Origin of the sequence: Gordonia otitidis, from assembly GCF_020735545.1 — a bacterium.
GTDB lineage: Bacteria > Actinomycetota > Actinomycetes > Mycobacteriales > Mycobacteriaceae > Gordonia > Gordonia otitidis.
This window is the reverse complement of the sequence record NZ_CP085974.1, coordinates 1550688-1572640: the sequence shown is the minus strand read 5'-3', so window position 1 is coordinate 1572640 and position 21953 is coordinate 1550688. Positions and strand designations below refer to the sequence as shown.

The 21953-nt window shown below is 66.2% G+C and carries 22 protein-coding genes; 13 read left to right on the top strand and 9 right to left on the bottom strand.

Annotation, left to right across the window (positions count from 1 at the left end; all coding sequences use genetic code 11):
• Positions 1 to 17 precede the first annotated feature (17 nt).
• Positions 18 to 2306 (top strand): DNA polymerase III subunit gamma and tau, encoded by a 2289-nt coding sequence (locus LK459_RS07150; protein ID WP_227922379.1) that lies wholly within the window; start codon positions 18 to 20, stop codon positions 2304 to 2306.
• Between the two features lie 76 nt (positions 2307 to 2382).
• Here the strand turns inward: LK459_RS07150 and LK459_RS07145 are convergent, their stop codons facing one another.
• Together LK459_RS07145 and LK459_RS07140 are read right to left on the bottom strand one after the other, a co-directional pair.
• Complete coding sequence (locus tag LK459_RS07145) at positions 2383 to 3708, bottom strand: class I SAM-dependent methyltransferase (protein WP_227922377.1); 1326 nt, start codon at positions 3706 to 3708, stop codon at positions 2383 to 2385.
• Positions 3705 to 5096 carry an FAD-binding oxidoreductase gene (locus LK459_RS07140; protein ID WP_227923598.1) on the bottom strand — a complete coding sequence of 464 codons (1392 nt, stop codon included), beginning with the start codon at positions 5094 to 5096 and terminating at the stop codon, positions 3705 to 3707. Before LK459_RS07140 ends, LK459_RS07145 begins: the two co-directional genes overlap by 4 nt.
• An 80-nt stretch (positions 5097 to 5176) precedes the next feature.
• On the opposite strand from LK459_RS07140, the gene LK459_RS07135 reads away from it, so the two are divergent.
• The 7 genes from LK459_RS07135 (at position 5177) to LK459_RS07105 (ending at position 9458) form a co-directional block, all read left to right on the top strand.
• Positions 5177 to 5617, top strand: coding sequence for an SRPBCC family protein (locus LK459_RS07135; protein ID WP_007238116.1), 441 nt, complete (start codon positions 5177 to 5179; stop codon positions 5615 to 5617).
• A gap of 43 nt (positions 5618 to 5660) precedes the next feature.
• Positions 5661 to 6629 carry a pseudouridine synthase gene (locus tag LK459_RS07130; RefSeq protein WP_083835875.1) on the top strand — a complete coding sequence of 323 codons (969 nt, stop codon included), beginning with the start codon at positions 5661 to 5663 and terminating at the stop codon, positions 6627 to 6629.
• Positions 6630 to 6788: 159 nt separating this feature from the next.
• Positions 6789 to 7127, top strand: coding sequence for a hypothetical protein (locus LK459_RS07125; protein ID WP_007238114.1), 339 nt, complete (start codon positions 6789 to 6791; stop codon positions 7125 to 7127).
• 23 nt (positions 7128 to 7150) lie between these two features.
• Positions 7151 to 7519: a YbaB/EbfC family nucleoid-associated protein gene (locus LK459_RS07120; protein ID WP_007238113.1), complete on the top strand. Its 369-nt coding sequence runs from the start codon at positions 7151 to 7153 to the stop codon at positions 7517 to 7519.
• 6 nt (positions 7520 to 7525) lie between these two features.
• The gene (gene recR, locus LK459_RS07115; RefSeq protein ID WP_005171392.1) at positions 7526 to 8137 is read left to right on the top strand and encodes a recombination mediator RecR; all 612 of its coding nucleotides are present in this window, start codon (positions 7526 to 7528) and stop codon (positions 8135 to 8137) included.
• An 85-nt stretch (positions 8138 to 8222) separates the two neighbouring features.
• A complete protein-coding gene (locus LK459_RS07110; RefSeq protein WP_227923596.1) occupies positions 8223 to 8720 on the top strand; it encodes a uridine kinase family protein in 498 nt (165 codons plus the stop codon).
• 18 nt (positions 8721 to 8738) lie between these two features.
• Positions 8739 to 9458, top strand: a complete 720-nt coding sequence (locus LK459_RS07105) for a uracil-DNA glycosylase (protein WP_007238111.1) — start codon at positions 8739 to 8741, stop codon at positions 9456 to 9458.
• A gap of 305 nt (positions 9459 to 9763) precedes the next feature.
• Here the strand turns inward: LK459_RS07105 and LK459_RS07100 are convergent, their stop codons facing one another.
• Together LK459_RS07100 and LK459_RS07095 are read right to left on the bottom strand one after the other, a co-directional pair.
• A complete protein-coding gene (locus tag LK459_RS07100) occupies positions 9764 to 10486 on the bottom strand; it encodes a type 1 glutamine amidotransferase (RefSeq protein ID WP_007238110.1) in 723 nt (240 codons plus the stop codon).
• Positions 10483 to 11808: a Mur ligase family protein gene (locus LK459_RS07095; protein WP_007238109.1), complete on the bottom strand. Its 1326-nt coding sequence runs from the start codon at positions 11806 to 11808 to the stop codon at positions 10483 to 10485. Before LK459_RS07095 ends, LK459_RS07100 begins: the two co-directional genes overlap by 4 nt.
• 81 nt (positions 11809 to 11889) lie before the next feature.
• Between LK459_RS07095 and LK459_RS07090 the strand changes: the two genes are divergently transcribed.
• Complete coding sequence (locus tag LK459_RS07090) at positions 11890 to 12948, top strand: alpha/beta hydrolase (RefSeq protein ID WP_227922375.1); 1059 nt, start codon at positions 11890 to 11892, stop codon at positions 12946 to 12948.
• 72 nt (positions 12949 to 13020) lie between these two features.
• Positions 13021 to 13431, top strand: coding sequence for a DUF732 domain-containing protein (locus tag LK459_RS07085; protein WP_227922373.1), 411 nt, complete (start codon positions 13021 to 13023; stop codon positions 13429 to 13431).
• Positions 13432 to 13433: 2 nt separating this feature from the next.
• On the opposite strand, the gene LK459_RS07080 is transcribed toward LK459_RS07085, so the two are convergent.
• Together LK459_RS07080 and LK459_RS07075 are read right to left on the bottom strand one after the other, a co-directional pair.
• Positions 13434 to 15167, bottom strand: a complete 1734-nt coding sequence (locus LK459_RS07080; protein WP_373279012.1) for a MinD/ParA family ATP-binding protein — start codon at positions 15165 to 15167, stop codon at positions 13434 to 13436.
• 105 nt (positions 15168 to 15272) lie between these two features.
• The gene (locus tag LK459_RS07075; protein ID WP_039993317.1) at positions 15273 to 15803 is read right to left on the bottom strand and encodes a hypothetical protein; all 531 of its coding nucleotides are present in this window, start codon (positions 15801 to 15803) and stop codon (positions 15273 to 15275) included.
• 105 nt (positions 15804 to 15908) lie between these two features.
• Here LK459_RS07075 and LK459_RS07070 point away from each other — a divergent pair, with 105 nt between their 5' ends.
• Positions 15909 to 16361 carry a DUF4333 domain-containing protein gene (locus LK459_RS07070; RefSeq protein ID WP_227922371.1) on the top strand — a complete coding sequence of 151 codons (453 nt, stop codon included), beginning with the start codon at positions 15909 to 15911 and terminating at the stop codon, positions 16359 to 16361.
• A gap of 23 nt (positions 16362 to 16384) precedes the next feature.
• Here LK459_RS07070 and LK459_RS07065 read toward each other — a convergent pair whose 3' ends face one another.
• Together LK459_RS07065 and LK459_RS07060 are read right to left on the bottom strand one after the other, a co-directional pair.
• Entirely contained in the window at positions 16385 to 17374 is a 990-nt protein-coding gene (locus LK459_RS07065; RefSeq protein ID WP_007237218.1) for an EamA family transporter, read from the bottom strand.
• Between the two features lie 239 nt (positions 17375 to 17613).
• Positions 17614 to 18636 carry an LLM class flavin-dependent oxidoreductase gene (locus tag LK459_RS07060; protein WP_007237219.1) on the bottom strand — a complete coding sequence of 341 codons (1023 nt, stop codon included), beginning with the start codon at positions 18634 to 18636 and terminating at the stop codon, positions 17614 to 17616.
• Between the two features lie 189 nt (positions 18637 to 18825).
• Here LK459_RS07060 and LK459_RS07055 point away from each other — a divergent pair, with 189 nt between their 5' ends.
• The gene (locus tag LK459_RS07055) at positions 18826 to 19710 is read left to right on the top strand and encodes a LysR family transcriptional regulator (protein WP_227922370.1); all 885 of its coding nucleotides are present in this window, start codon (positions 18826 to 18828) and stop codon (positions 19708 to 19710) included.
• An 11-nt stretch (positions 19711 to 19721) separates the two neighbouring features.
• Here the strand turns inward: LK459_RS07055 and LK459_RS07050 are convergent, their stop codons facing one another.
• Positions 19722 to 21008 (bottom strand): MFS transporter, encoded by a 1287-nt coding sequence (locus tag LK459_RS07050; protein ID WP_007237222.1) that lies wholly within the window; start codon positions 21006 to 21008, stop codon positions 19722 to 19724.
• 40 nt (positions 21009 to 21048) lie between these two features.
• On the opposite strand from LK459_RS07050, the gene LK459_RS07045 reads away from it, so the two are divergent.
• The gene (locus LK459_RS07045) at positions 21049 to 21924 is read left to right on the top strand and encodes a LysR family transcriptional regulator (RefSeq protein ID WP_007237223.1); all 876 of its coding nucleotides are present in this window, start codon (positions 21049 to 21051) and stop codon (positions 21922 to 21924) included.
• The last annotated feature ends 29 nt before the right edge of the window (positions 21925 to 21953 follow it).

Here is a 21953-nt window from a genome sequence, read left to right as displayed (position 1 = left end):
GCCGGTACTCTCGACGCGTGGCTCTGTATCGCACCTATCGTCCGGCAACCTTCGCCGAAGTCGTCGGTCAGGAGCACGTCACCGATCCGCTGAGCCGTGCTCTCGACGGAAACCGCATCAATCACGCGTACCTGTTCTCCGGGCCACGTGGGTGTGGCAAGACGTCGTCGGCTCGCATCCTGGCGCGCTCGCTCAACTGCGAGCAGGGCCCGACGTCGACGCCGTGTGGTGTCTGCTCCTCGTGTGTCGCCCTCGCCCCGGGCGGGCCGGGCAATCTCGACGTCATCGAACTCGACGCCGCGAGTCACGGCGGCGTTGACGACACCCGTGAGCTGCGCGACCGCGCCTTCTACGCCCCGTCCGAGTCGCGGTACCGCGTGTTCATCGTCGACGAGGCGCACATGGTCACCAACGCGGGCTTCAATGCGTTGCTCAAGATCGTGGAGGAGCCGCCTGAGCACCTGATCTTCGTGTTCGCCACCACCGAGCCGGAGAAGGTCCTGCCCACCATCCGCTCACGTACACACCACTATCCGTTCCGGCTCCTCGCGCCGCCGGTGATGCGCGGGCTGCTCGAGAACATCTGTGCCAAAGAGGGCGTCGTCGTAGCACCCGACGTCTACCCGCTGGTCATCCGTGCGGGCGGTGGTTCGCCACGTGACTCGCTGTCGATCCTCGATCAGCTACTTGCCGGAGCATCGGACGAGGGAGTCACCTACGACCGCGCCCTCGCACTCCTCGGCGTCACCGACATCGCCCTCATCGACGACGCCATCGACGCACTCGCCGCCTCCGACGGCTCCGCGCTGTTCGCGACGGTCGAGAAAGTCGTCGACGCCGGACACGATCCCCGGCGCTTCGCTGTCGACCTACTCGAACGACTGCGCGATCTCATTCTGCTGCAGGCAGTTCCCGATGCCGCCGAGCGCGGCCTGGTGGAGGCGCCCGGCGATCAGCTCGCACGAATGCAGGGCCAGATCGAGCATCTCGGTCCCGGCGGCCTCACCCGCTTCGCGGAGATCGTGCACGAGGCGCTCGGCGAGATGCGTGGCACCACCTCGCCTCGCCTGCTCCTCGAGGTGATGTGCGCGCGGATGCTGCTCCCCGCCGTCTCCGCCGACGACGCCGCGCTGCTCCAGCGCCTCGAACGACTCGAGTCGGGCGTCGCTCCGGCAGGTGGTAATGCCGGTGGTGCAACACCTTCGGCATCCGCGCGCGCCGAGGGTGCCCCCACTGCGGCGCCCGCCCCGCCGCCGGTCGATCCGCCCAAGTACGTGCGCCCCTCGCAGCGAAAGACAACCGACGGGGCGCCGCAGCCTACTCAGGCCGCCGCGACGCCGACCGGCGCGACCCGCGCGACCGGCGCGGCTGCCCCGACGCCTGCGGCAGCTCCGGCCGCTGCGCAGCCGCCGACTGACCCGACCACTCCGGTTGCCCCGACCGCCCCGCCCGCTGCGCAGGAACGACCCGTCGTCGCCGAGCCGACGCGCCCGATACCCAAGCGCGAGGATGCGCCTACCTCCACATCGCCTGCAGCAGCTGAACCTGCGGCTGACACGGTGACTGCGCCTGAACCGGCTGTGGTGCCGGCGCAGACACCGCCGGTATCGATCGTCGACGACGACATCCCACTGCCGGATGAGCCCGTCGACGATTTCGAGGCACCCATCCCCGACGATGGTCGTTCGGCGACGCCGCGGACGGTCGAACCCGAACCGCAGTCAGAACCCGAGCCCCAGACGGGCCTCGACGTCGAGTCGGCGCGCAAGCGTTTCCAGGAAGTCCGCGCTGCGGTTCGAGAACGTTCGAAGAGCCTCGAGCCGATGCTGTCGAATGCGGTGATCGACGAGATTCGCGACAACACAGTCGTGCTCGCACATCCGATCGAGGTGCTCGTTGGTCGGCTGTCGGCACCGCACGCCGTCGGCATCATGCGCGAGGCATTCGCCGAGGTGTTCGGCACCGATCTCGACGTAGCAACAGTGCACAAGGTCGTCGACGTCAGCGCGCCGGCGAAGAACGCTGCTGCGCAACCCGATCGACAGCAGCGTCGGACTCAGACGTTCGCGCGGCCGAGTCGTGCACGCTCGACGTCAGACGGTCAGGCAGAAGCGGCCGCGGCGCCGGAGGTTCCGGACGAGCCCGAGGAGCCCGAGCCGCCCCGCTCCGACGACGAGATCCCCGACTCCGAACGCGCCGAGATGGTCGCCGAGGTGCAGAACGCCACGCCCGAAGGTCGATTCGACCCCAACAAGGTCGCGATGGAGCTACTGCAGACCGAACTGGGCGCCCGGCCGCTGGAGTGACCCGCGATCCGTCGACGGCATCGGGTTTTCCGTCGACGGCACCGGAATCACCGCCGACGGCACCGGCGTGCAGCCCTTACGCGGCCCACCACGGGCGCAGCGGGAGGTTGCTGGTGCCCTTGTCGTCGAGCTTCGTGGCGAGCACGTGATGCAGCTGGACGATGTTGCGCTCGAAGCCGATTCGACATCCGGCCATGTACAGGCCCCACAGCCGCGCAGTGCCTTCGGTGACCTCTTCGACGGCCTCGTCCCAGTGCTCGACGAGGTTGCGGTTCCAGTCACGCAGGGTCATGGCGTAGTGCGGGCGGAAGTTCTCCTCGTGCAGTACCTCGAGTCCGCCGATGTCCTGGATCTTGGAGATGATCTTCCCTGAGCCCGTGAGCTCCCCATCGGGAAACACGTAGCGGTCGATGAACGACCCGGCGCGCGCGTTCTTGAAGTTGTCGGGGCGGGTGATGCAGTGGTTCAGCATCATTCCGCCGACCCGGAGCTTGTCGCGGATGAAGGTGAAGTACGCCGGGTAGTTGTGCACGCCGATGTGTTCGGTGAGTCCGATCGACGAGACGGCGTCGAACTCGCTCTCGGTGACATCGCGGTAATCGCTGAACCGCACCTCGGCCAGGTCGCCGAGCCCCTCATCGACGATCTTCTTCTGCGCCCACTCGGCCTGTTCTGCGGAGAGCGTGACGCCCAGTGCCTTGACTCCGCGCGATGCGGCGTAGCGCACCATTCCGCCCCAGCCGCAACCGATGTCGAGGAGGCGATCGCCCGGCTTGAGCCGTAGCTTGTCGAAGATCAGGCGGTACTTGTTCTCCTGAGCCGTCTCCAACGACGCCTCGAGGTCGGGGTAGACCGCGCACGTGTAGGTCATCGACGGTCCGAGGACCCACTCGTAGAAGGTGTTCGATACGTCGTAGTGATGATGAATGACCTCGGCGTCACGGGATTTGCTGTGCCGCAGACCTTCTGCGAATCGACGCCACCGCGGGAGTGCCTCCTGGGGCGGGGGTGCGATCGGCTTGAAGTGTTCGATCCCGAGTGAGCGGGCCACATGCGCCAGTGTCAGGGGTGAGGGGCGCTTGAACTCGAGGTCGGCGGCCAGCGCGCGCAGTGCCTCGTAGGGGTCGCCGGGATGGGCGCCGATCAGCTCGAGATCGCCAGACACGTACGCGCGCGCCAGGCCGAGATCGCCGGGCGCGGTGACGAGATATGTTGTGCCGCGCGAGTTCTTGAGGTTCAGGCCGTACTCGGCGTCGGCCGGGCCGGCCGAGCTGCCGTCGTAGGCGGTGATTCGGATGCTCAGATTCCCGCCGACGAGCGACTCGAAGATCTGCGCGAGGCTCATCTTTCCCTGCGACATGTCGGGGGAAGATGCGGGCGCGTTGTCCTTGAACGTGGTCATTGCCGTTTCACCGCTTTCGCATAGAGGTCGAGAAGCCGCCCGCGGGGGTCGTACCGCTTCTTGAGGAGCCGATAGTGTTCGCCGCCGTAGAGTTCGTCGAACTCGTCGGGGGAGTAGAAGGATTCCGAATACAGGGACTTGTGGCCGTCGAGATCGGCCACCTTCCGCTCGATGAGCTTGTTCGCGTGGCCAGGATCGTCGGGCGTCACCGGCACCGCCGACCAGAAGCCGACGTTGACGTAGGTGCGGTCTGGTTCGAGCGGGTACAGCGGCCACGGACGAACGGCGTCGGCGACGGGCAGTGCAGGCTCGCGTAAGCGCAAGGGACACAACCACACCGGTTCGATCGGGATGTTCTCGAGAAACCAGTCGAGATATGCGGTGGTGTTCTCGATCGGGACCTCGATGTCTTGCACCACCCGCTCGTTGGCGGGTAGCCCCTTGCGCTTGTTGAGGCGGTCGGCGATGTCGAAACGCTGGTCGTAGCCGATGAGCTTCCAGTAGAAACTGCTGCGCAACAGCTTCTTCGGCCAGACACGTCGGATCTTCGGGATCTGCGCACCGAAGGCGCGCGAACACCAGAACCAGTCGGTGTCCCACCGCCAGAGGTAGTCGTGGATGGTGAGGCGGTCGCGCTTGACGCCTGACTCGTGCTGGATGGACCGGTAGTAGATGTCCATGCCGGTGAAATCGCTCACCGGGCCCGCTTCGTCGGTCTGTCTCCCGACCGTGAGGTATGCCTCGTCAGCGGTGAACACCACACCGTCGAGATAGTCGACGCGCTCACCCTCGTAGCTACGCTCCTCGACTATGGCGTTCATGGTGGTCTGCAACGTCGGGAGATCGTGAAATCGTATGTGGCGCAACGACACATACGGCTGGACCTCTTCGAGCTCGATCTTCAACCGAACCGAATAACCCAGTGTTCCATAGGAATTGGGAAATCCGAAGAAGAGGTCGGCGTTCTCGTTGGTGGGCGTGGCGGTGACGATCTCGCCGTCGCCGGTGAGAATGTCGATCTCGAGAACCGACTCGTGCGGCAGACCGTTACGGAACGAGGTGCTCTCGATCCCGAGACCGGTGACGGCACCGCCGAGTGTGATGGTTTTGAGCTGGGGCACCACGAGAGGCGCCAGGCCATAGGGCAGCGTTGCGGCCACCAGATTCTCGTAGGTGCACATGCCCGCCACGTCGGCGGTCCTGGCTGCCGGATCGACGGAGACAACCCGGTCGAGACCCGACACGTCGAGTCCGGGATGCGGATTCTTCGCTCGTGCTCGAAAGAGATTCGACGTCTTTTTCGCCAGACGGACCGTCGCACCGGGCGGAATCGCCCGATAGCTGGCCAGGAGGGTGGCAACCCCGTCGTCGAAAGCCTCTGCCCCCATCTCCAACTGTCCAGAGCTCACTTGGCTAGCCTAGGACCTTGTCAGCACGCCCGCCAATCTGCCATGAAGGAGTACACGTCGTGGGTGAGATTTCCGCCAGCCAGTCGATCGATGTCGCCGCAAGTCCCGACCAGGTGATCGGAGTGCTCGCCGACTACGTCGACGCGCGCCCGGCGATCCTGCCCGAACAATACCGCGATTACCAGGTGATCAGCGGAGGTCAGGGCGACGGGACCGTGGTGCATTGGATTCTGCAGGCAACCTCCAAGCGTCAGCGCGACGTCAAGGCGACGGTCACCGTGGTTCCGGACACGATCACCGAGCGCGACGAGAACTCCTCGATGGTGACGACGTACAAGGTCGCTCCGGCCGGTAGCGGATCGAAGGTGACCACCACGACCACGTGGAATTCCAACGCCAGCGGTATCGGCGGATTCTTCGAGAAGACATTTGCGCCGAAGGGTCTCGCGAAAATCCAGGCGCAGCTGCTCGCCAACCTCAAGAAGCGGGTCGAGAAGTAATACAGCAGAGCAGCGGCGATAGCGGTTTCCGGGACCTCGCGCGGTGACCAGGGGCGATGAGCCTCGTCGCCGCGGCCGTGCCCGGCCGTCCCCGCTGCCGCCGCGCAATGGAGTCGACGCGACCCGGGTGGTGTTGCGCGGGAGCACCGAAGGCGCAGAGCGGACGGTCGGTGAGGCGTTGCTCGCCAGCCCGTCGTTGACTGGGCTGACCGTCGCGGACCTCCAGGAGCAGGTGTCCCGCGGCGAGCTCGTCGATGCTGCCGGCGCCACCGCCGACCTCGACGCCCCTGCCCGGGTCAACACGTCGTACTACCTCTATCGGGGTCTGCCCGACGAGATCGAGATTCCATTCGACCTGCCGATCCTGTACGTCGACGACAACATCGTCGTGGTCGACAAACCCCCCTTCCTCGCGACCATGCCCCGTGGGCGCCACGTCACGCAGACCGCGCTCGTGCGGCTGCGTCGTGCACTGGGCAACGACGCCCTCGCGCCTGCTCATCGACTCGACCGGTTGACGTCGGGCGTGCTGCTTTTCACCGTGAGGCCGCAGGTGCGCGCCGCCTACCAGGATCTCTTCGCGCGGCGTCTCGTGCGTAAGGAGTACCGCGCGGTCGCGCCGCTCGACCTCGCTCTGCGTACCCCGGTCACGGTGCGCAATCGTATCGAGAAGACCGCGGGTGATCTGCGCGCACTCGTCGTCGACGGCGACGTCAATGCGGTCAGCGACATCGAGCTCCTCGACGAACTCGGTGACGAAGTGGGGCTCTACCGGCTCCGACCACAGACCGGACGTACCCATCAACTGCGCCTGCACATGGCACTGCTCGGCGTACCCATCGTCGACGACCCGCTCTACCCCGACGTCCGGCCCGACCTGGCCGAGCTACCCGATCACGGCGACTTCAGCCGGCCGTTACGCCTTCTCGCCCACACGTTGGAATTCGATGACCCGCTGACCGGCGAATCGCGCAGCTTTGTCAGCGGACGGCGCCCCGAAGGCTCGTCGTGAGGGGTTGACCCGTCGTGAGAGGTTGATACGTACACAACCGTGGCGTCAGCGAATGGCCATCGAAATAATTGTGATGGCCTCTCGCTGACGTACGAGTTGTGTACGTAAGCGGGGCCCGCGGCCGTGGGATAGCTGCAGTCGCATCGTTAGGCTGGAATCGTGACCATCCACGCCTCCTACGAGCGCCACCCCGACCTGGGGTGCGAGGCCGTCGTCTTCATCGACGACGAATCGATGGGGTGCTTCCAGATCCAGCGCGACCTGGTCAACGCCGACACTGCTGCCCGTGACGGGTACTGCGTCACCACCGGTGCCAGCGCGCCCGTGTACGGAGGGGTCGTCGAATGGCGTCGCGTCGGCGACGACAGGCTGGAATTCGCGCTCACCCCGAAGGCCGGGCGACTCTTCGGAGACAACGTGCTCTCCTTCGAGATCACGCCCGCGGGCGAGGAGAGCGTCGACGAGATCGTCGAGCATGTCGAGCGTCTGCTGCGCTGACCACACCGACTACCCTGGAGCCCGTGACTCAACCTTTTGACCCCAGTTCCCTGTTCGGCGGCGGTGACGGCGGCGAGAATCCGATGGCCGGCCTGCTCGCCCAGGCACAGCAGATGCAGGAGAAGCTGCTTGCGGCGCAGGAGGAGATCGCGGCAACCGAGGTCACCGGCTCGGCGGGCAATGGGCTCGTCACGGTGACGGGCACGGGGACCGGCGAGGTCACCGCGGTGACCATCGATCCCAAGGTCGTCGACCCCGACGACGTCGAGACCCTGCAGGATCTGGTCCTCGGGGCGCTGTCGGACCTCGCGTCCAAGCGTGACGCGCTGACGAGCGAGAAGATGGGTCCGCTGGCCGGCGGTCTCGGCGGCGGACTTCCGGGTCTCGGCTGACGCCTCATGTACGAGGGCCCCATCCAGGATCTGATCGACGAGCTGGCCAAGCAGCCAGGACTCGGTCCGAAGGGTGCGCAGCGCATCGCTTTCCACCTACTCGCGGGCGAGAAGTCGGACATCGACCGCCTCATCGCGGCGCTCGGTCACGTGCGCGACGACGTCACATTCTGCGCCGAATGCGGCAACGTCTCGGCTGAGCGATTGTGCCGCATCTGCGCCGACGCCCGACGGGATGCCACCAAGATCTGCGTCGTGGAGGAGCCGAAGGACGTCCACGCGATCGAGCGGACCAAGGAGTTCCACGGCCGCTATCACGTGCTCGGCGGTGCGCTCGATCCGCTGTCGGGGATCGGACCCGACCAGTTGCGTATTCGCGAGTTGCTCCGACGACTGGCCAACCAGGAGGACGGCGTCGACGTGACCGAGGTGATCGTTGCCACCGATCCCAACACCGAGGGCGAGGCTACCGCGACCTACCTGCTGCGCATGCTCAAGGACTTCCCCGGACTGTCGGTGACACGCCTGGCGTCGGGTCTGCCGATGGGCGGCGACCTCGAGTTTGCCGACGAGCTCACACTCGGCAGGGCACTGTCGGGGCGGCGGGTCCTTGCCTGACACCAGCGCTCTGGGAAACGGTGCCCATGCGCCGTGCTCGCTGACGCCCGAACTCGACGTCCAGCTCGACGAGTTGGCCGCGGAGATGGTCTCGGGGATCGTCGCGATAGACGGGCCGTCGGGGTCGGGTAAGACGACCGTCGCCGATGCTCTGGTCGACAGGCTACGTGCACGAGGAACCGGCGTCGTCCTGGTGCGTACCGACGACTTCGCCACCTGGGAAGACCCCGTTGCATGGTGGCCGGAGATGGAAAGCGATGTGCTGCATGCCTTTATCCGACGTCGCGACTACCGATATCGACCACGCGAGTGGGTCGACGGCGAGCCGAGGATCGGTAAGCGGGTCTGGTATCGCTGGGAGCCGCTGCTCATCATCGAAGGGGTGTCGGCGGCGCGACGTCGAGTAGCCGACCGATTGACCTATTCACTCTGGCTCGACGGGGGTAGCGCTGGCGAACGTCTGGACCGTGCGGTTGCGCGCGATGGCGAGTCGTCGAGGGCACATCTCGAGAAGTGGCAGCAGTTCGAGCGCGGCTGGTTCGCCGTCGATCGGACCCGCGAGCGGTGTCGGGTGTTGGACTGACGCGCGTAGCGTGAACCCATGGCCTATCGGAGCATCGCAGCCCTCGATGCCGCACTGATCGAGTGTCGGGCGTGCCCTCGACTGGTGGCTTGGCGCGAACAGGTGGCGCGCGAGAAGCGTGCGGCGTTTGCTGACCAAACCTACTGGGGTAGGCCGATTCCCGGATTCGGCCCGGCCGACGCGTCGATGCTCATTCTCGGCCTCGCCCCGGCAGCGCACGGAGCGAATCGCACAGGTCGCATGTTCACGGGTGACCAGAGCGGGGACGTGCTCTATCGCGCGCTCTACGACGTGGGGCTGGCCAACAGGCCGACCGCGGTCTCGATCGACGACGGCCTGGAACTGACTGGCGTGCGGATCACCGCGCCCGTGCACTGCGCGCCTCCGCAGAACAAGCCGACGCCGGCCGAACGTGACAGATGTGCGCATTGGCTCCACAACGAAATCGACCTGCTCGCACCGACTTTGCGCTCGGTGTTCGTGCTCGGCGCCTTCGGGTGGCGCGCCGCGCTGACGGGATTCGCCGATCTCGGGTGGGAGGTGCCACGCCCCAGGCCGAAGTTCGGCCACGGTGCGCAGGCCGTGATCCGACGAGGGGACCGTGAACTGACCCTCTTCGCGAGTTACCACGTGAGTCAACACAATACGTTCACCGGCCGTCTCACGCCCGCGATGCTGAGAGAGGTACTCCGCGCAGCCGGACGCCACGCGGGGCTGCCGGTGGTCGATGACGACTGACCAGCGGTGCCCACTGAGGTCAGCCTTGGTTTCCGACCCGCCCAACCTACGGATACGATCTGCCTGAACAACGGTGTCCGCGACGAAGCGGCGTGCTGCAGAACGGAAGTGACGGCCCACATGAGCGACCTGATACGACGTGTCGCCGGGCGTGCCCCTGATTCGCCGTGCCGTTGTGGCCACCCCCGCGCGGCGCACGAACACTTCCGGTCAGGCACCGACTGCGCCATCTGCGGGCCGGAGAAATGTCCCCGATTCCGGCGGGCGTGGTTATCCCGATCAGCGGATTAGGCTCGACGAGCGGGTCAGCCGCGACGGCCCGCGGCGAGGCGTTCCCGCCGCAGCCGATCCACCTCGGGCAACTCCAAGGGCGCCAACTCCTCGACGCCCATCGCGCGCGCCAAGAGCAGGTCGGCGAGCTGCGGATTGCGCGCCAACGCGGGGCCGTGCATGTACGTGCCGATCACCGATCCCTGCACCACCCCCTCGGTGCCGTCGCCGACACCGTTGCCAACGCCGTGCGTGACCTTCGCCAGCGGAGCGGCGTCGGATCCCAGAGTGCTGCCGCCACGGTGATTCTCGAATCCGGTCAGCGGATCGGTCAGTCCGGCCATCACCGGCTCGGTGACGACCTCGCCGATACTGCGGGTCGCCTGTGGCGACGTGGTCAGGTCGAACAGGGAGATGCCGTCGACGCGTTCGCCCGCCGACGTTTCGTACCAATGACCGAGCACCTGGATCGCGGCGCAGATAGCCAGTACGGGCCTGCCTGCAGCGGCGGCACGCTGCAGGCCCGGGTACCGCGTGAGGTGTCGGGTGGCGAGACGCTGCGCATAGTCCTCTGCGCCGCCGAGCGTGTAGACGTCAAGCGAGTCGGGTACCTCGTCGTCGAGGGTGATCTGCACGATCTCGGCCTCGATACCGCGCATTCGCGCTCGTTGCCGGAGGATCAATGCGTTGCCGCCGTCGCCGTAGGTGCCCATGACGTCGGGCAGCACCAGGCCGATGCGCAGCGTCGAGGTGCTCATTGCTGCCCCTTCCGTGCGCGCTCGGCGCGTTCGATCGCGACGTTGAGATCGCGGAACGCCGTGTAGTTCGCCAGCACCTCGACGCGCCCGGGCGGACACGACTCGATGGCCTTCATCGGATCGGGAATGGTGGTGTGCTCGGCGCCCGCGTAGAGCAGTCGTACCGAGAGATCCGCTGCGCGTTCACCCGCGGCGACCACCTGCATCGTCTCGAACGCCTCGAACCGCACGTCCCACAGCCAGGAGAGGTCCTCGCCGTCGGGTACCTGGCCGTTGACGGCGATGACGAGCCCGTCGGCGTCCTGGTCGATCATCGACAGCGCCTCCTGCCAACCCGCCGGGTTCTTGGCCAGCAGCGTGCGAACGGAGTGGTTACCGACCTGGTGAATGCCGTAGCGGCCGGCGACCTCACCGACGGTGCTGACTGCGGCGACAGCCTTGCCGGGATCGGCGCCCATAGCCACCGCGGCCGCCACCGCCTGGGCGGCGTTGCCGCGATTCGCGCGTCCGGGCACGCTCAGCGTCATGGGTGCCACGAATCCGTCAGGACCGTAGATCTTTTCGTCGTCGACCCACCACTGCGGCGTCGGCCGACGGAACTCGGGATCGCCGGTCGAATACCAGTCGACGCCGCTCTGGATCGACGGATCCGTGGGGTCGCCCGTGCTACGAGCGATCGGTTCACCGGTGCGTGGGCAGCTCACCGAGTCGCCAACCCAACTCGCTCCGGCCGCCACCCAGACGACCTTCGGTGCGTCGAACGCGGCGGAGGTGACCAGAACGTCGTCGCAGTTGGCGATCACCGTCGTCTCGGGGTGCCGCGCTACGCCCTCGCGGAGCCGTCGTTCGATCATGTTGATCTCGCCGACCCGGTCGAGCTGATCCCGCGACAGGTTGAGCATCACGACGACCTCGGGGTCGACGGCATCGCTCACGTGCGGCACGTGCAGTTCGTCGACCTCGAGTGCGGCGACCGGTGCCGAGCGCTGCAGACTCAGCGTCGCGATGATCCCCGCATCCATGTTGGCGCCGTCGGCCTGGGTAGCGACCTCGCCGAGTTCGGCGAGGGCCGCTGCGGTCATGCGTGTCGTGGTCGATTTACCGTTCGTACCGGTGATGAGCGCGGACCGTTTTCCCGCGGCGAGGCGTCCCATGATGTTCGGGTCGATCTTCTCGGCGACCAGTCCGCCGATCATCGATCCCTTGCCGCGCCCCGCGGTACGCGACGCCCAGCGGGCGGCCGACGCAGCTGAGAGGGCGAGCGACGTACGAAGGGGGACACGGGTGGTCGAGCCACCCGGGGCGGGTACGCGGTCGGGCATGGGGAGAGTCTGTCACAGCAGCCACCTCCGCGCCGCGACGCCCGGATCGGCAGTGACCCGCGTGCGGGTAGTCTCGCGGCCGTGAGTCGCGCCACCAATCCCAACCTGTCCCCGCCGCTACGTCCCGTCCGGTCGCTGTTGCGGGTCATCGGCCACGCACCGCCGCAGTTGTTCGGTGCAGTGTCGCGATGGTGTCCGGTCAATGCCGATGGCGAGCACGTCAGCATCGAGATGTTGACGGCGGCGATGGTCACGGCGGTACTCCCCAACGCCGACATGGGCGGAGCGACAATCGGCAGCGCACGCGCCGGACTCGAGCGGGTCAGCGCGCTGGTTGCCGAGAAGCTGCCGGTACTCGCCGTCGAGGAGGATCTGGAGTTCGACGGCCCGGCCGGCCCGCTTCCGGTGACGCGCTACCGCGCGGGTGTCGACACCCGGGGGTTGATCCTGTTCTTCCACGGTGGGGGGTTCACCACCGGGAGCCGCGCGAGTCACGACGCCCTCGCGCGCAGGCTCGCCGTCGACACAGGCGCCGACGTCGTCTCTGTCGAGTATCGACTCGCACCGGAGAACCCGTTTCCCGCCGCTGTCGACGACGCTCTGGCGGCGTGGCGCGGTGTGGTCGACGCCGCGCCGGGTTGGGGTGTGCCGAGCGATCGGATCGTCGTCGCCGGTGACAGTGCGGGCGGGAATCTCGCAGCGGTCGTCTCCCAGCAGGTTCGTGGCGAGGAGGTCACACCCGCATTACAGCTCCTGCTGTATCCGAAGGTCGATTCCGTCGGTGAGTACGGTTCGATCCGCGAATTTGGCAAGGGATACTTCCTGACGGCCGAGCGAATCGACCAGTTCACGGAGGTGTACGTGCCCGATCCGGCGCAGTTGGCCGATCCTCGTGTCTCTCCGCTACTGGCAGAGGATCTCTCAGGTCTGCCGCCGGCACACGTGGTGGTCGCCGGGTTCGATCCGCTGCGTGACGAGGGCATCGCCTACGCCGACGCACTCGGTAGTGCCGGTGTGCCTGTGACGTTGCAGCGAGAAGGCGCACTGATCCACGGTTTCGCCAACATGGCCGGGTTCAGTCCTGTTGCAGATCAAGCGATCTCGCGGTTCACCAGCGTGGTGTCCGACGCCCTGCGGTGACGCGGTGTCGTACCTCAGTAGAGTGATCAACGGTTCGGGGTGCGACCACACGTGTGACGTTTGGGGGATGGAATGAGTCGATTGAAAAGCGGGCGCGTGATGATCGGGTGGGCGATGGTCCCCGCCGCGGCCGCGGCGATTGTGGGACTCACGGGATGCGGTGGCGGCGGCAGTGATTCGGATTCGACACAGTCGAGTCCGCCCGCGCCCGACACTGCGGCGGCGGTCCCGCTGCAGGGTGATCAGCTCTACCTGGCGGGGCTCAAGCAACTCAACGTGCGGTTTCCCAGTGACGAGGCAGCAGTCGGTGCGGGCAAGCAGGTGTGCACGAACCTGACTGCGGGAGACGGGCTCGTCGATGCCATCGGCAAGGTGGGCAACGGCCTCGACGAGACCGACTCCGGCAAGGTAGTCGGCCTCGCCACACAGACCTACTGTCCAGACCAGATCGGAAAGCTCAGCGGCGTCACGCCGAGCAACTGAGTTCAGAAACGGTGGTCGGCCGGTGGTATGGCCTCCGGCGGCGCCGGCTCGTAATCATATTGGGGTGCAGCAGGATACTGCGGGGGAAGCCCGTCGGGCAGTCTTGTCGCCGGATATTCCTGCAGCCCGGGTGACTGCGCCTGGTAGCCGGGTGGTGGTCCCTGGTAGCCGGGTGGCGGTCCTTGATACCCCGGCGGTGGGCCCTGGTAGCCGGGCGGTGGGCCCTGGAACCCGGGCGGTGGTCCCTGGTAGCCGGGTGGCGGCCCCTGATACCCCGGCGGTGGGCCCTGGAACCCGGGGAAGCCGGGACCGGGTTGTCCCGGATTGAACGAATCCGACACCGTCGCAGCGAGTTCCAGGAACGCATTTCGGGTATCGCGATTCATCTGATCGAGATCGATCTGTGCGCCAGATGCGAGATGGTCGTCGAACGGGATGATCTGGACCGCACGAGTGCGACCCAGGAAGTGCTGGGTCAGCATGTCCAGATCGATGGGGGCGTTGCCCGGCTTCGACGCCGAGACCACCACCACGGCTTGCTGGACGAGTCGCTGGTAGCCGTGAGCGTTGAGCCAATCAAGCGTGGCCGCAGCGCTTTCGGCCCCGTCGACAGCGGGTGACGTGACAAGGACGATGGCGGTCGCCGAACTCAAGACGCCTTCCATGGCCGAATGCATCAGTCCGGTCCCGCAGTCGGTCATGATGATGTTGTAGTAGTTCTCCAGGATCCCGATGACCTCGAGGTAGTCATCGGCGCTGAACGATTCAGACACGGCCGGATCACGTTCGGACGCAAGTACTTCCAGGTGACTGGTGGATTGCGAGGTATGGCGCCGGACGTCGGCGTACCGCGTGATGCTCGGATCGTTGAGCAGCGAGCGGACCGTCGAGCCGGTCTGCTGCGGGACGCGCCGCCCGAGCGTACCGAAGTCGGGGTTCGCGTCGACCGCGATCACGTGGTCGCCGCGTAGCGATGCGAACGCCGACCCGAGCCCGACTGTGGTGGTGGTCTTTCCGACGCCACCTTTCAGCGATAGCACGGCCAGACGGAAGTCGCCCGCGATCGGTCGGCGGATGCGCGCGATCATGTCGTCGAGTTGCTGCTGCGACTTGCTCTGACCCAGGTTGATCAGACCGCCCGACACGGTACTGAGTGCTCGACGCCATCCGGCTCCACGTGCCGAGAATGGTATGGACGGTTCGGAACTCGGGTATCCCGGTGCAGTTGCTCCCGGGTACGCCCCGACGGCCCGTTGCCCGGCGATCGGGTACTGGCCAGAAGGTGGTTGCGTGGCGAAGTGTTCCTGTGCCGGATAACCGGCCTGTGGGGTCATCGATCCGGATGGGTACGGGGCTGCGGACCCCGGCTGGTACCGGTCGGCGACGGCGGGACCGGGTGGTGGCTGCTGCGGTGCGGTGTACTGGCCGACGGCTGCAGGTGGAGCACCTGCCGGCTGCTGGATTCCGCTGGTCTTGCCCGTATACCAGTCACGCTCGACGGGCGGTTGCGGCGTCGAGTGTGGCGATGGCTGAGATTCTGGCGATGACGGCCCGGTGACCGGAGGCTGCGGGGTTATCCAGGGCGGTGCGACCCGGTCGTCATCAGCGGTTCGAGAGGTGTGCGAGGAGAGTGGCTCGGCCTGCTCCTGGTTCTCGCTGATGTGGGGGCCGATCCGATGATCGGTGTTGCCGCTTGTCTGCAACGACGCTGGTTGCGAGTGTTCGGCATGCGACATCTCGTTCATCATCCCCTCAGGTGTCCGAAGACGTGCGTTGTGCGGTTCGACCACTGATAGTAGGGCGTTCCGCGTGGCGGGTCGCTGTGGCGTCGTCGCGGTCGGCTACGACGCCAGCAGAACGATGCTCACGATGCCGGCCACCAGCAGCGAACCGCCGATCATGATGGCGGCCCAGATGCCGATGACGAGTTTGAGCGTGCGGGCGGGGTGGTTCTCGGAGTGCAGGTGCCACCCGCGGAGGACGAGGTTGTCGTAGAAGTACTGCGAGAGCGGCCCGGTGGGTTGGATCTCCCACTTACCGGTGGCGGGCTCTCGCACGATGGCTGTGGACAGTTGGGTTCCGTGCCCGGCGAGGATGACCGATCGTGCGAACCCGAAGTCGCCGACTCGGGCGTAGCCGCCCGCGAAGTCGTCCCCGACACTGGTGACGCGTTGGACGAGGCCGTCGTAATCGGAGATGGTGAACTGATGATTGTCGTCGTCGAAGGTGATGAGCGCACTTTCGTCGTTGACGCGGGCCGCGATCTCGTTCATGGCGAGCTGCTCGATGGTGACACCCGGTGTGACGTGCTGGGTGCTGAGCAGGCGCTGGATGGCTGCCGCTGAGTTCTCGGGTATGTTCACGCGGGACATCGTATTGTGCCCGCATCTCTGCACAATGCCGGAGCCCGAGGCGTGTGCCCGCCCGACGATCGCAGGCGGCCGGGAGGTCTTCGGTCACTGTGCGGAGACAACGAAGTGAGGATTGAACGAATGCGCAAGGGTGGAATGAAGGTCGGAATCCTGACGGGATTCTGTGCTGTGGCGTGCGTATCGATGGTGGGGTGCTCTTCGTCGGACGAATCGTCGACGGCCGAGCCAACCACGACGGGCAGCGCGTCGCAGATCGACACCACTGGTAGCTCATCCACCGCTCCGGAGGGAAACATGGATGGTAAGTCGGGGATGAGCAAGCAGCTCCTCGCAAAGTCGGTGTCCGAAGAGCTCACGAAGAGCACCGGGCGCACACCAGACGAGGTCCGATGCGAGGGAATGCTGGTCGCCGAGCCGGGCGCAACGCAGACGTGTGCCCTCCGCGCCGGGAGTAGCTGGCTTCCGGTCAACGTGACGGCCACCAACGTGCAGGGCAACGGCGAGGTCGAGTTCACCGCGAGCGTCGGAAAGAGCCCGATCCCCGAGCCGGCGTACTGAATCGCCGGAGCGTCGCGCCCTTGTCAGTCGACATCGGACACGCTCGCAGCGAGCTGGGCTCGTGGCGGTGGTGTGGTGCCTGGTTCGCTGGAAGCGGGAGACGGCGAAATGCGCGCGCGTGATCGAGGCGTCGCCAGCACACCGGCCGCGCACCCGGCAATGACGAGGGCTGCCCCACCGAGTTCGAAGTAGGTGGGCTGCTCACCGAGGAAGAGCCACGCCGCGGTGATTCCGACGACCGGAACCAGCAGTGACATCGGCGCGACGCGACTGGCCGGATAGCGCTGCATCAGCGACGTCCAGAGGCCCGAACCCGCGATGGTTCCGAGTAGCACCACATACGCGAGACCGCCCAGTGCTACGAGGCCCGATGCCGAACCAACCGTTGCAATCGAGTGCCAGCCCGCCGCGGGGCCCTCGACGACCAGACTCAGCAGATACAACGGGATGGGCGGCACCACCGTCATCCACAGGGTCATACGCAGTGCGTCGCCCGAATTAGGTGGCAGCGCGAGGCGATTCCCGATGTTGCCGAACGCCCACGAGAGTCCGGCCAGGACGGTGAGCACGATCGGCACCACGACTCCGATGCCGAGCGCGCTGTGACCCGCTCTGTCGACACCGATGAGCACGATTCCTGCGACTGCGATGACAATGCCGATGACCTGCGCGGGAACGAGGCGTTCACGTAGGAACACGACGCCGAGCAGCACCGTGAACGGAGCCGACGTCTGTAACACGAGTGATGCCAGGCCGGTCGGCATGCCGATGTTCATCGCGAGGAAGAGAAACGCGAACTGCCCGACGCCGAATCCGAACGCATACAACAAGAACCACCTGATCTGCATGCGGGGGAAACGGACGAACAGCACCACCGGAACCGCCATCACGGCGAAGCGGAGCGCGGCGAAGAAGAACGGCGGGAAGTGGTCGAGTCCGAGACGGATCGCGATGAAGTTCAATCCCCATAGCACCACGACGGTCAGTGCCAGCATGCGATCACGCGTTGTCATGTGTCTATCGTCGAGGTCTCATCCGTGAAGCACAATCGAAATTAACTGGATGGACAATGTAGTAGATCTGCACAATCCTGCTGCTCAGGTCGCGTCGACAGCGCCGGAAGGTTCGTCGACAGCACCGGGAACAACGCCGACGGCACCGGGAACAGCGCTGACGGCATCAAAAAGAACGTCGACGGCACCGTGGTTCGGTGCCGTCGACGCTAAATGTGGTGCTGTCAGCGAGCGATGTGTCAGCGCCAGCCGAGCTCAGGAGCGACGTCGTTAAGAATCGACTCCATCACGTGGGCGTTGTACTCGACGCCGAGTTGATTCGGGATGGTCAACAGCAGTGTGTCGGCGGCGGCGATGGCCTCGTCCTCACGCAACTCCTCGATGAGCTTGTCGGGCTCGGCCGCGTAGCTACGGCCGAATCTCGCAAGTCCGCCCTCGAGGTGGCCGACCTGGTCCTGGTCGTCGCGGTCACGTCCGAAGTAGGCGCGATCCATGTCGGTCGTCAGCGGGAAGATGCTGCGGCTCACCGAAACTCGCGGTTCACGGTCATGTCCTGCCTTCTCCCACGCGTCACGGAAGCGTTGGATCTGCTCGGCCTGCAACTTGTGGAACGGGATGCCCGTGTCCTCGGTGAGCAGCGTCGAGCTCATGAGGTTCATGCCCTTCTCGGCGGTCCACTCTGCAGTGGCACGGCTACCGGCGCCCCACCAGATGCGGTCGCGCAGCCCCTCCGAATAGGGCTCGATGCGAAGCAATCCCGGCGGGTTGGGGAACATCGGCCGCGGGTTGGGTTGCGCGAAGGCGGTTCCTTCGATCACCTTCAAGAACACGTCGGTGTGCTGACGTGCCATGTCGGCGTCGGTCTCGCCTTCGGCGGGTACGTAGCCGAAGTACTTGTAGCCCTCGATCACCTGCTCGGGGGATCCCCGGCTGATGCCCAGCTGCAGCCGACCGTCGGAGATGAGATCGGCGGCGCCCGCGTCCTCCGCCATGTACATGGGGTTTTCGTAGCGCATGTCGATCACGCCGGTGCCGATCTCGATGCTGTTGGTTCGCGCGCCTACCGCCGCGAGCAGCGGGAATGGTGACCCGAGTTGGCGTGCGAAGTGGTGCACGCGGAAGTACGCGCCGTCGGCGCCGAGCTCTTCGGCGGCCACGGCGAGGTCGATGGATTGATGCAAGACATCTGACGCCGTCTGGGCCTGCGAACCCGGAGACGCCGACCAGTGCCCAAAGGACAAAAAGCCGATTTTCTTGGTCATGTGATATACAACCGGACCATGGTCCGATTATTCCGGCGGTAAAGGTCTTCCGTGGTGCTGTCGGCGCAGATTTCGGTGCCGTGGGCGGGTTTTTCGGTGCTGTCGGCGCTCGTCGCGGTGCCGTCGGCGCTTCGTCCAGACCGTTAAGCCGGATGACCCCGATCTGCGGAATCGTCGTAGCATCACTTCATGGATGTCAAGCGCCTGCGGCTGCTGCGTGAGTTTGCCGACCGTGGTTCGGTGGGCGCGGTCGCTGACGCGATGCACATGACGCCGTCGGCGGTCTCCCAGCAGTTCAAGGTCCTGGCCAGAGAGGCGGGTGTCGAACTACTCGAGGCGGACGGCAGGCGGGTGCGGCTGACCGCCGCGGGGCAGGCGCTCGTCCTGCGCGCCGACGAGGTGATCGCCGCGGTCGAGCGTGCGCAGGAAGAGATGGCCACGTACCGCTCCGGCCGGTCGAGGGTGCGGCTCGCAATGTTCCCGTCCGGCTCGACGCTCCTGCTGCCCGCCGTCCTCGACCGCGCTGCCGACAACGAGATCGCGGTCGACGCCTCGCACCTCGACGTCGGCTATCCCGATGCCCCACCTGCGCTGGCCGATTTCGACGTCGTGGTGACACACCGCGATGAGCGCACGGCTCCGGTCGCCTCACCGCGGGTGCGCGTCACAGAACTCATGCGCGAGCCCCTCGATGTCGTCGTCCCCCGTACGTCGTCTCTTGCACAGCGTGATTCGGTGTCGGTCGCCGAGCTTGCCGACCACGACTGGATCAGTGTCGAGGGAGGATTCCCTGTCGACGACGTGCTGCTCTCGATCTCGGCGGTCACAGGCGTGGCTCCGCGCGTGACACAACGGATGCTCGACTTCACCACGATCGAGGCGCTCGTCGCGGCCAGACACGGGATTGCGTTGATGCCTCGGCACGCGTCACGGCACCCCGGCGTGAAACCGCTTGTCCTGGAGGGTGTTCGAGCGGCACGGGTCTATGAGGCGCTGACGAGGCCTCGACCGCGTCGAGCAGTCGCGGCGGTGGTCGACACCCTTGCGGCTGCGGCAGCCGACCTTGCGGAATGAACCCTTCGATTTCAGGCCGTGGTAGCTCGCCGCCCTCGAGGCATCGCTGCGAGCGGGATGCCGAGGGCTACCAGCACCCCCACGTAGGCGGTGATCCCGGCCCAGCCGAAGGCTGAGTAGGTAAGCCCGCCGAGCGCTCCGACCACCGAACTGCCGAGGTAGTAGTGGAAGAGATATAGCGACGACGCTTCTGCGCGGTGTTCGGTCGCCCGCGCCGATACCCAACCGCTCGCCACGGAATGCGCGGCGAAGAACCCTGCGGTGAACAGGAACAGCCCGATGACCACCGACCAGAGGTGATCGGGGAGTGTGATGAGCAGGCCAGTCAACATCATCGACGTCGAAGCCACCAGGACGCGCCGTCGTCCGAGGCGGTCGGCGAGGCGGCCACCCCACGCCGATGACACGGTTCCGGCGAGATACATCAGGAAGATCGCCGCGACGACCCCCGCGGGCAGACCGAACGGCCCACCGAGCAGCCGGTAGCCGATGAAGTTGTAGACGGTGACGAAACCGCCCATGAGCACGAAGGCCAGTGCGAACAGCGACAGGAGGCCCGGATCACGTAGATGCCCAAGGAGATTGCGTCCGGTGGCACGCAGCGAGACGGGCTGCGGGGTGAAGAACTGTGAGCGAGGGACCATGCGCCAGAACGCGATTGCGAACACGAGCGAGACGATGGCCGCGATCTCCAGCGCCCACTGCCACGACACCACGTCGACCGCGAACCCCGGGATGAGGCGCCCGACCAGTCCGCCGATCGTCGTGCCCGCCACGTACTTGCCCATTGCCCCACCGAGCGAGCCGCCGTCGACCTCCTCGGCGAGATATGCCATGGCCACCGCGGGTACCCCGGCACACAGCAGGCCCTGCAGCGCGCGACCGGCGAGAAGGAACTCCATCGAGGGCGCCCACGGGAGCAGCAGCCCGATGACCGACGCGGCCACTGCGGAGCCGACCATCAGCCGCACACGGCCATACCGCTCCGATAGCGCGCTCGCGGGGATGATCGCGACGGCAAGGAGGCCGGTCGTCAGTGAGACCGCCAGCGCCGAGGTCGTCGGCGACACCTGAAAGTGCGACGACAGCTGCGGTAGCAGCCCTTGGACGTAATACAAGGCCATGAACGTCGTCATGCCCGCCGCGAACAGCGACAGCGTCGCGCGTCGATAACCGGGGGAACCGGGAACGTGTTTGACGGGCGCGAGGTCGGCGGCAGTGGAGCGCAGGGCGGTGGTTGTCACCGGATCCACTGTGGCCGGGTAAGCAGCTATGTGGAAATGAATGTTTAGCGACATATCAATTCATATGTGAATAACAGCAGCTAGGATCGATTCCATGTACGACGACCTCCGCTGGTTCATCGCGATCGCAGAGACGCAGAACCTCACCGCGGCGGCCGACCGCGTGCATTCCTCGCAGCCGACTCTCTCCCGCTTCCTCGGACGACTCGAACGCGACCTCGGGGTAGCACTCTTCGATCGGGATGGTCGACGCCTGGTTCTCAATCGATTCGGGCGGGTCTACCTCGACCGCGCGCGCCGCGCCGCGTCACAGTTGGAGGCCGGGCGACGTGAGATAGACGACATGCGCGCCCCGGCACGCGGCGCCGTGCGTCTGGCGTTCCTGCACTCGTTCGGGCTCGGACTGGTGCCCGAACTCATCAGCGGCTTCCGCATCGAGAATCCCGAAGCCCGATTCACACTGACCCAGGATGCCGCGGCGACGGTCGTCGGACACGTCGTCGACGGCGAGGCCGACCTCGCGATCGTCGCGCCCCGGCCGATGCGGACCGATATGGCGTGGGCGCGTGTCGCGGAACAGAAGCTCGCACTGGTTGTCCCGCGCGAGCACCGCTTCGCCGGGCGTGATCAGATCGGCATCGTCGAGGCGGGCGACGAGGAGTTCATCGTGATGCAGCACGGCTACGGCATGCGGCGGATCTTCGACGAGATCTGTGCAGCACACGATCTCAATCCCGCGATCGCGTTCGAGTCGTCGGAGTTGGCAACGGTGTCCGGGCTCGTCGCCGCGGGCCTCGGCGTCGGGGTGGTACCCGTCGAGGAGTCGGTGCGACACCCCGGCGTCGAACTCATCCCGCTCGCCGGAGAATCGCGCGAGATCGGTCTGACGTGGTTTCGTGGCCGTCCACTGAGCGACGTCGCATCGCGGTTCCGTGACTTCGTGGTGGCGCGAAGTACTGACGTGCGGTGAGCGGCTGACTTACATCCGTTCGGAAACCC

Bases quoted from the DNA above. Each gene is read 5' to 3' on its own strand.
- LK459_RS07055 (WP_227922370.1), top strand. From the start codon at position 18,826: ATGGATGTCAAGCGCCTGCGGCTGCTGCGTGAGTTTGCCGACCGTGGT.
- LK459_RS07100 (WP_007238110.1), bottom strand. From the start codon at position 10,486: ATGAGCACCTCGACGCTGCGCATCGGCCTGGTGCTGCCCGACGTCATG.
- LK459_RS07105 (WP_007238111.1), top strand. From the start codon at position 8,739: ATGGCCTATCGGAGCATCGCAGCCCTCGATGCCGCACTGATCGAGTGT.
- LK459_RS07045 (WP_007237223.1), top strand. From the start codon at position 21,049: ATGTACGACGACCTCCGCTGGTTCATCGCGATCGCAGAGACGCAGAAC.
- recR (WP_005171392.1), top strand. From the start codon at position 7,526: ATGTACGAGGGCCCCATCCAGGATCTGATCGACGAGCTGGCCAAGCAG.
- LK459_RS07140 (WP_227923598.1), bottom strand. From the start codon at position 5,096: ATGGGGGCAGAGGCTTTCGACGACGGGGTTGCCACCCTCCTGGCCAGC.
- LK459_RS07080 (WP_373279012.1), bottom strand. From the start codon at position 15,167: ATGTCGCATGCCGAACACTCGCAACCAGCGTCGTTGCAGACAAGCGGC.
- LK459_RS07075 (WP_039993317.1), bottom strand. From the start codon at position 15,803: ATGTCCCGCGTGAACATACCCGAGAACTCAGCGGCAGCCATCCAGCGC.
- LK459_RS07085 (WP_227922373.1), top strand. From the start codon at position 13,021: ATGAGTCGATTGAAAAGCGGGCGCGTGATGATCGGGTGGGCGATGGTC.
- LK459_RS07095 (WP_007238109.1), bottom strand. From the start codon at position 11,808: ATGCCCGACCGCGTACCCGCCCCGGGTGGCTCGACCACCCGTGTCCCC.
- LK459_RS07065 (WP_007237218.1), bottom strand. From the start codon at position 17,374: ATGACAACGCGTGATCGCATGCTGGCACTGACCGTCGTGGTGCTATGG.
- LK459_RS07060 (WP_007237219.1), bottom strand. From the start codon at position 18,636: ATGACCAAGAAAATCGGCTTTTTGTCCTTTGGGCACTGGTCGGCGTCT.
- LK459_RS07050 (WP_007237222.1), bottom strand. From the start codon at position 21,008: ATGTCGCTAAACATTCATTTCCACATAGCTGCTTACCCGGCCACAGTG.
- LK459_RS07110 (WP_227923596.1), top strand. From the start codon at position 8,223: ATGGTCTCGGGGATCGTCGCGATAGACGGGCCGTCGGGGTCGGGTAAG.
- LK459_RS07145 (WP_227922377.1), bottom strand. From the start codon at position 3,708: ATGACCACGTTCAAGGACAACGCGCCCGCATCTTCCCCCGACATGTCG.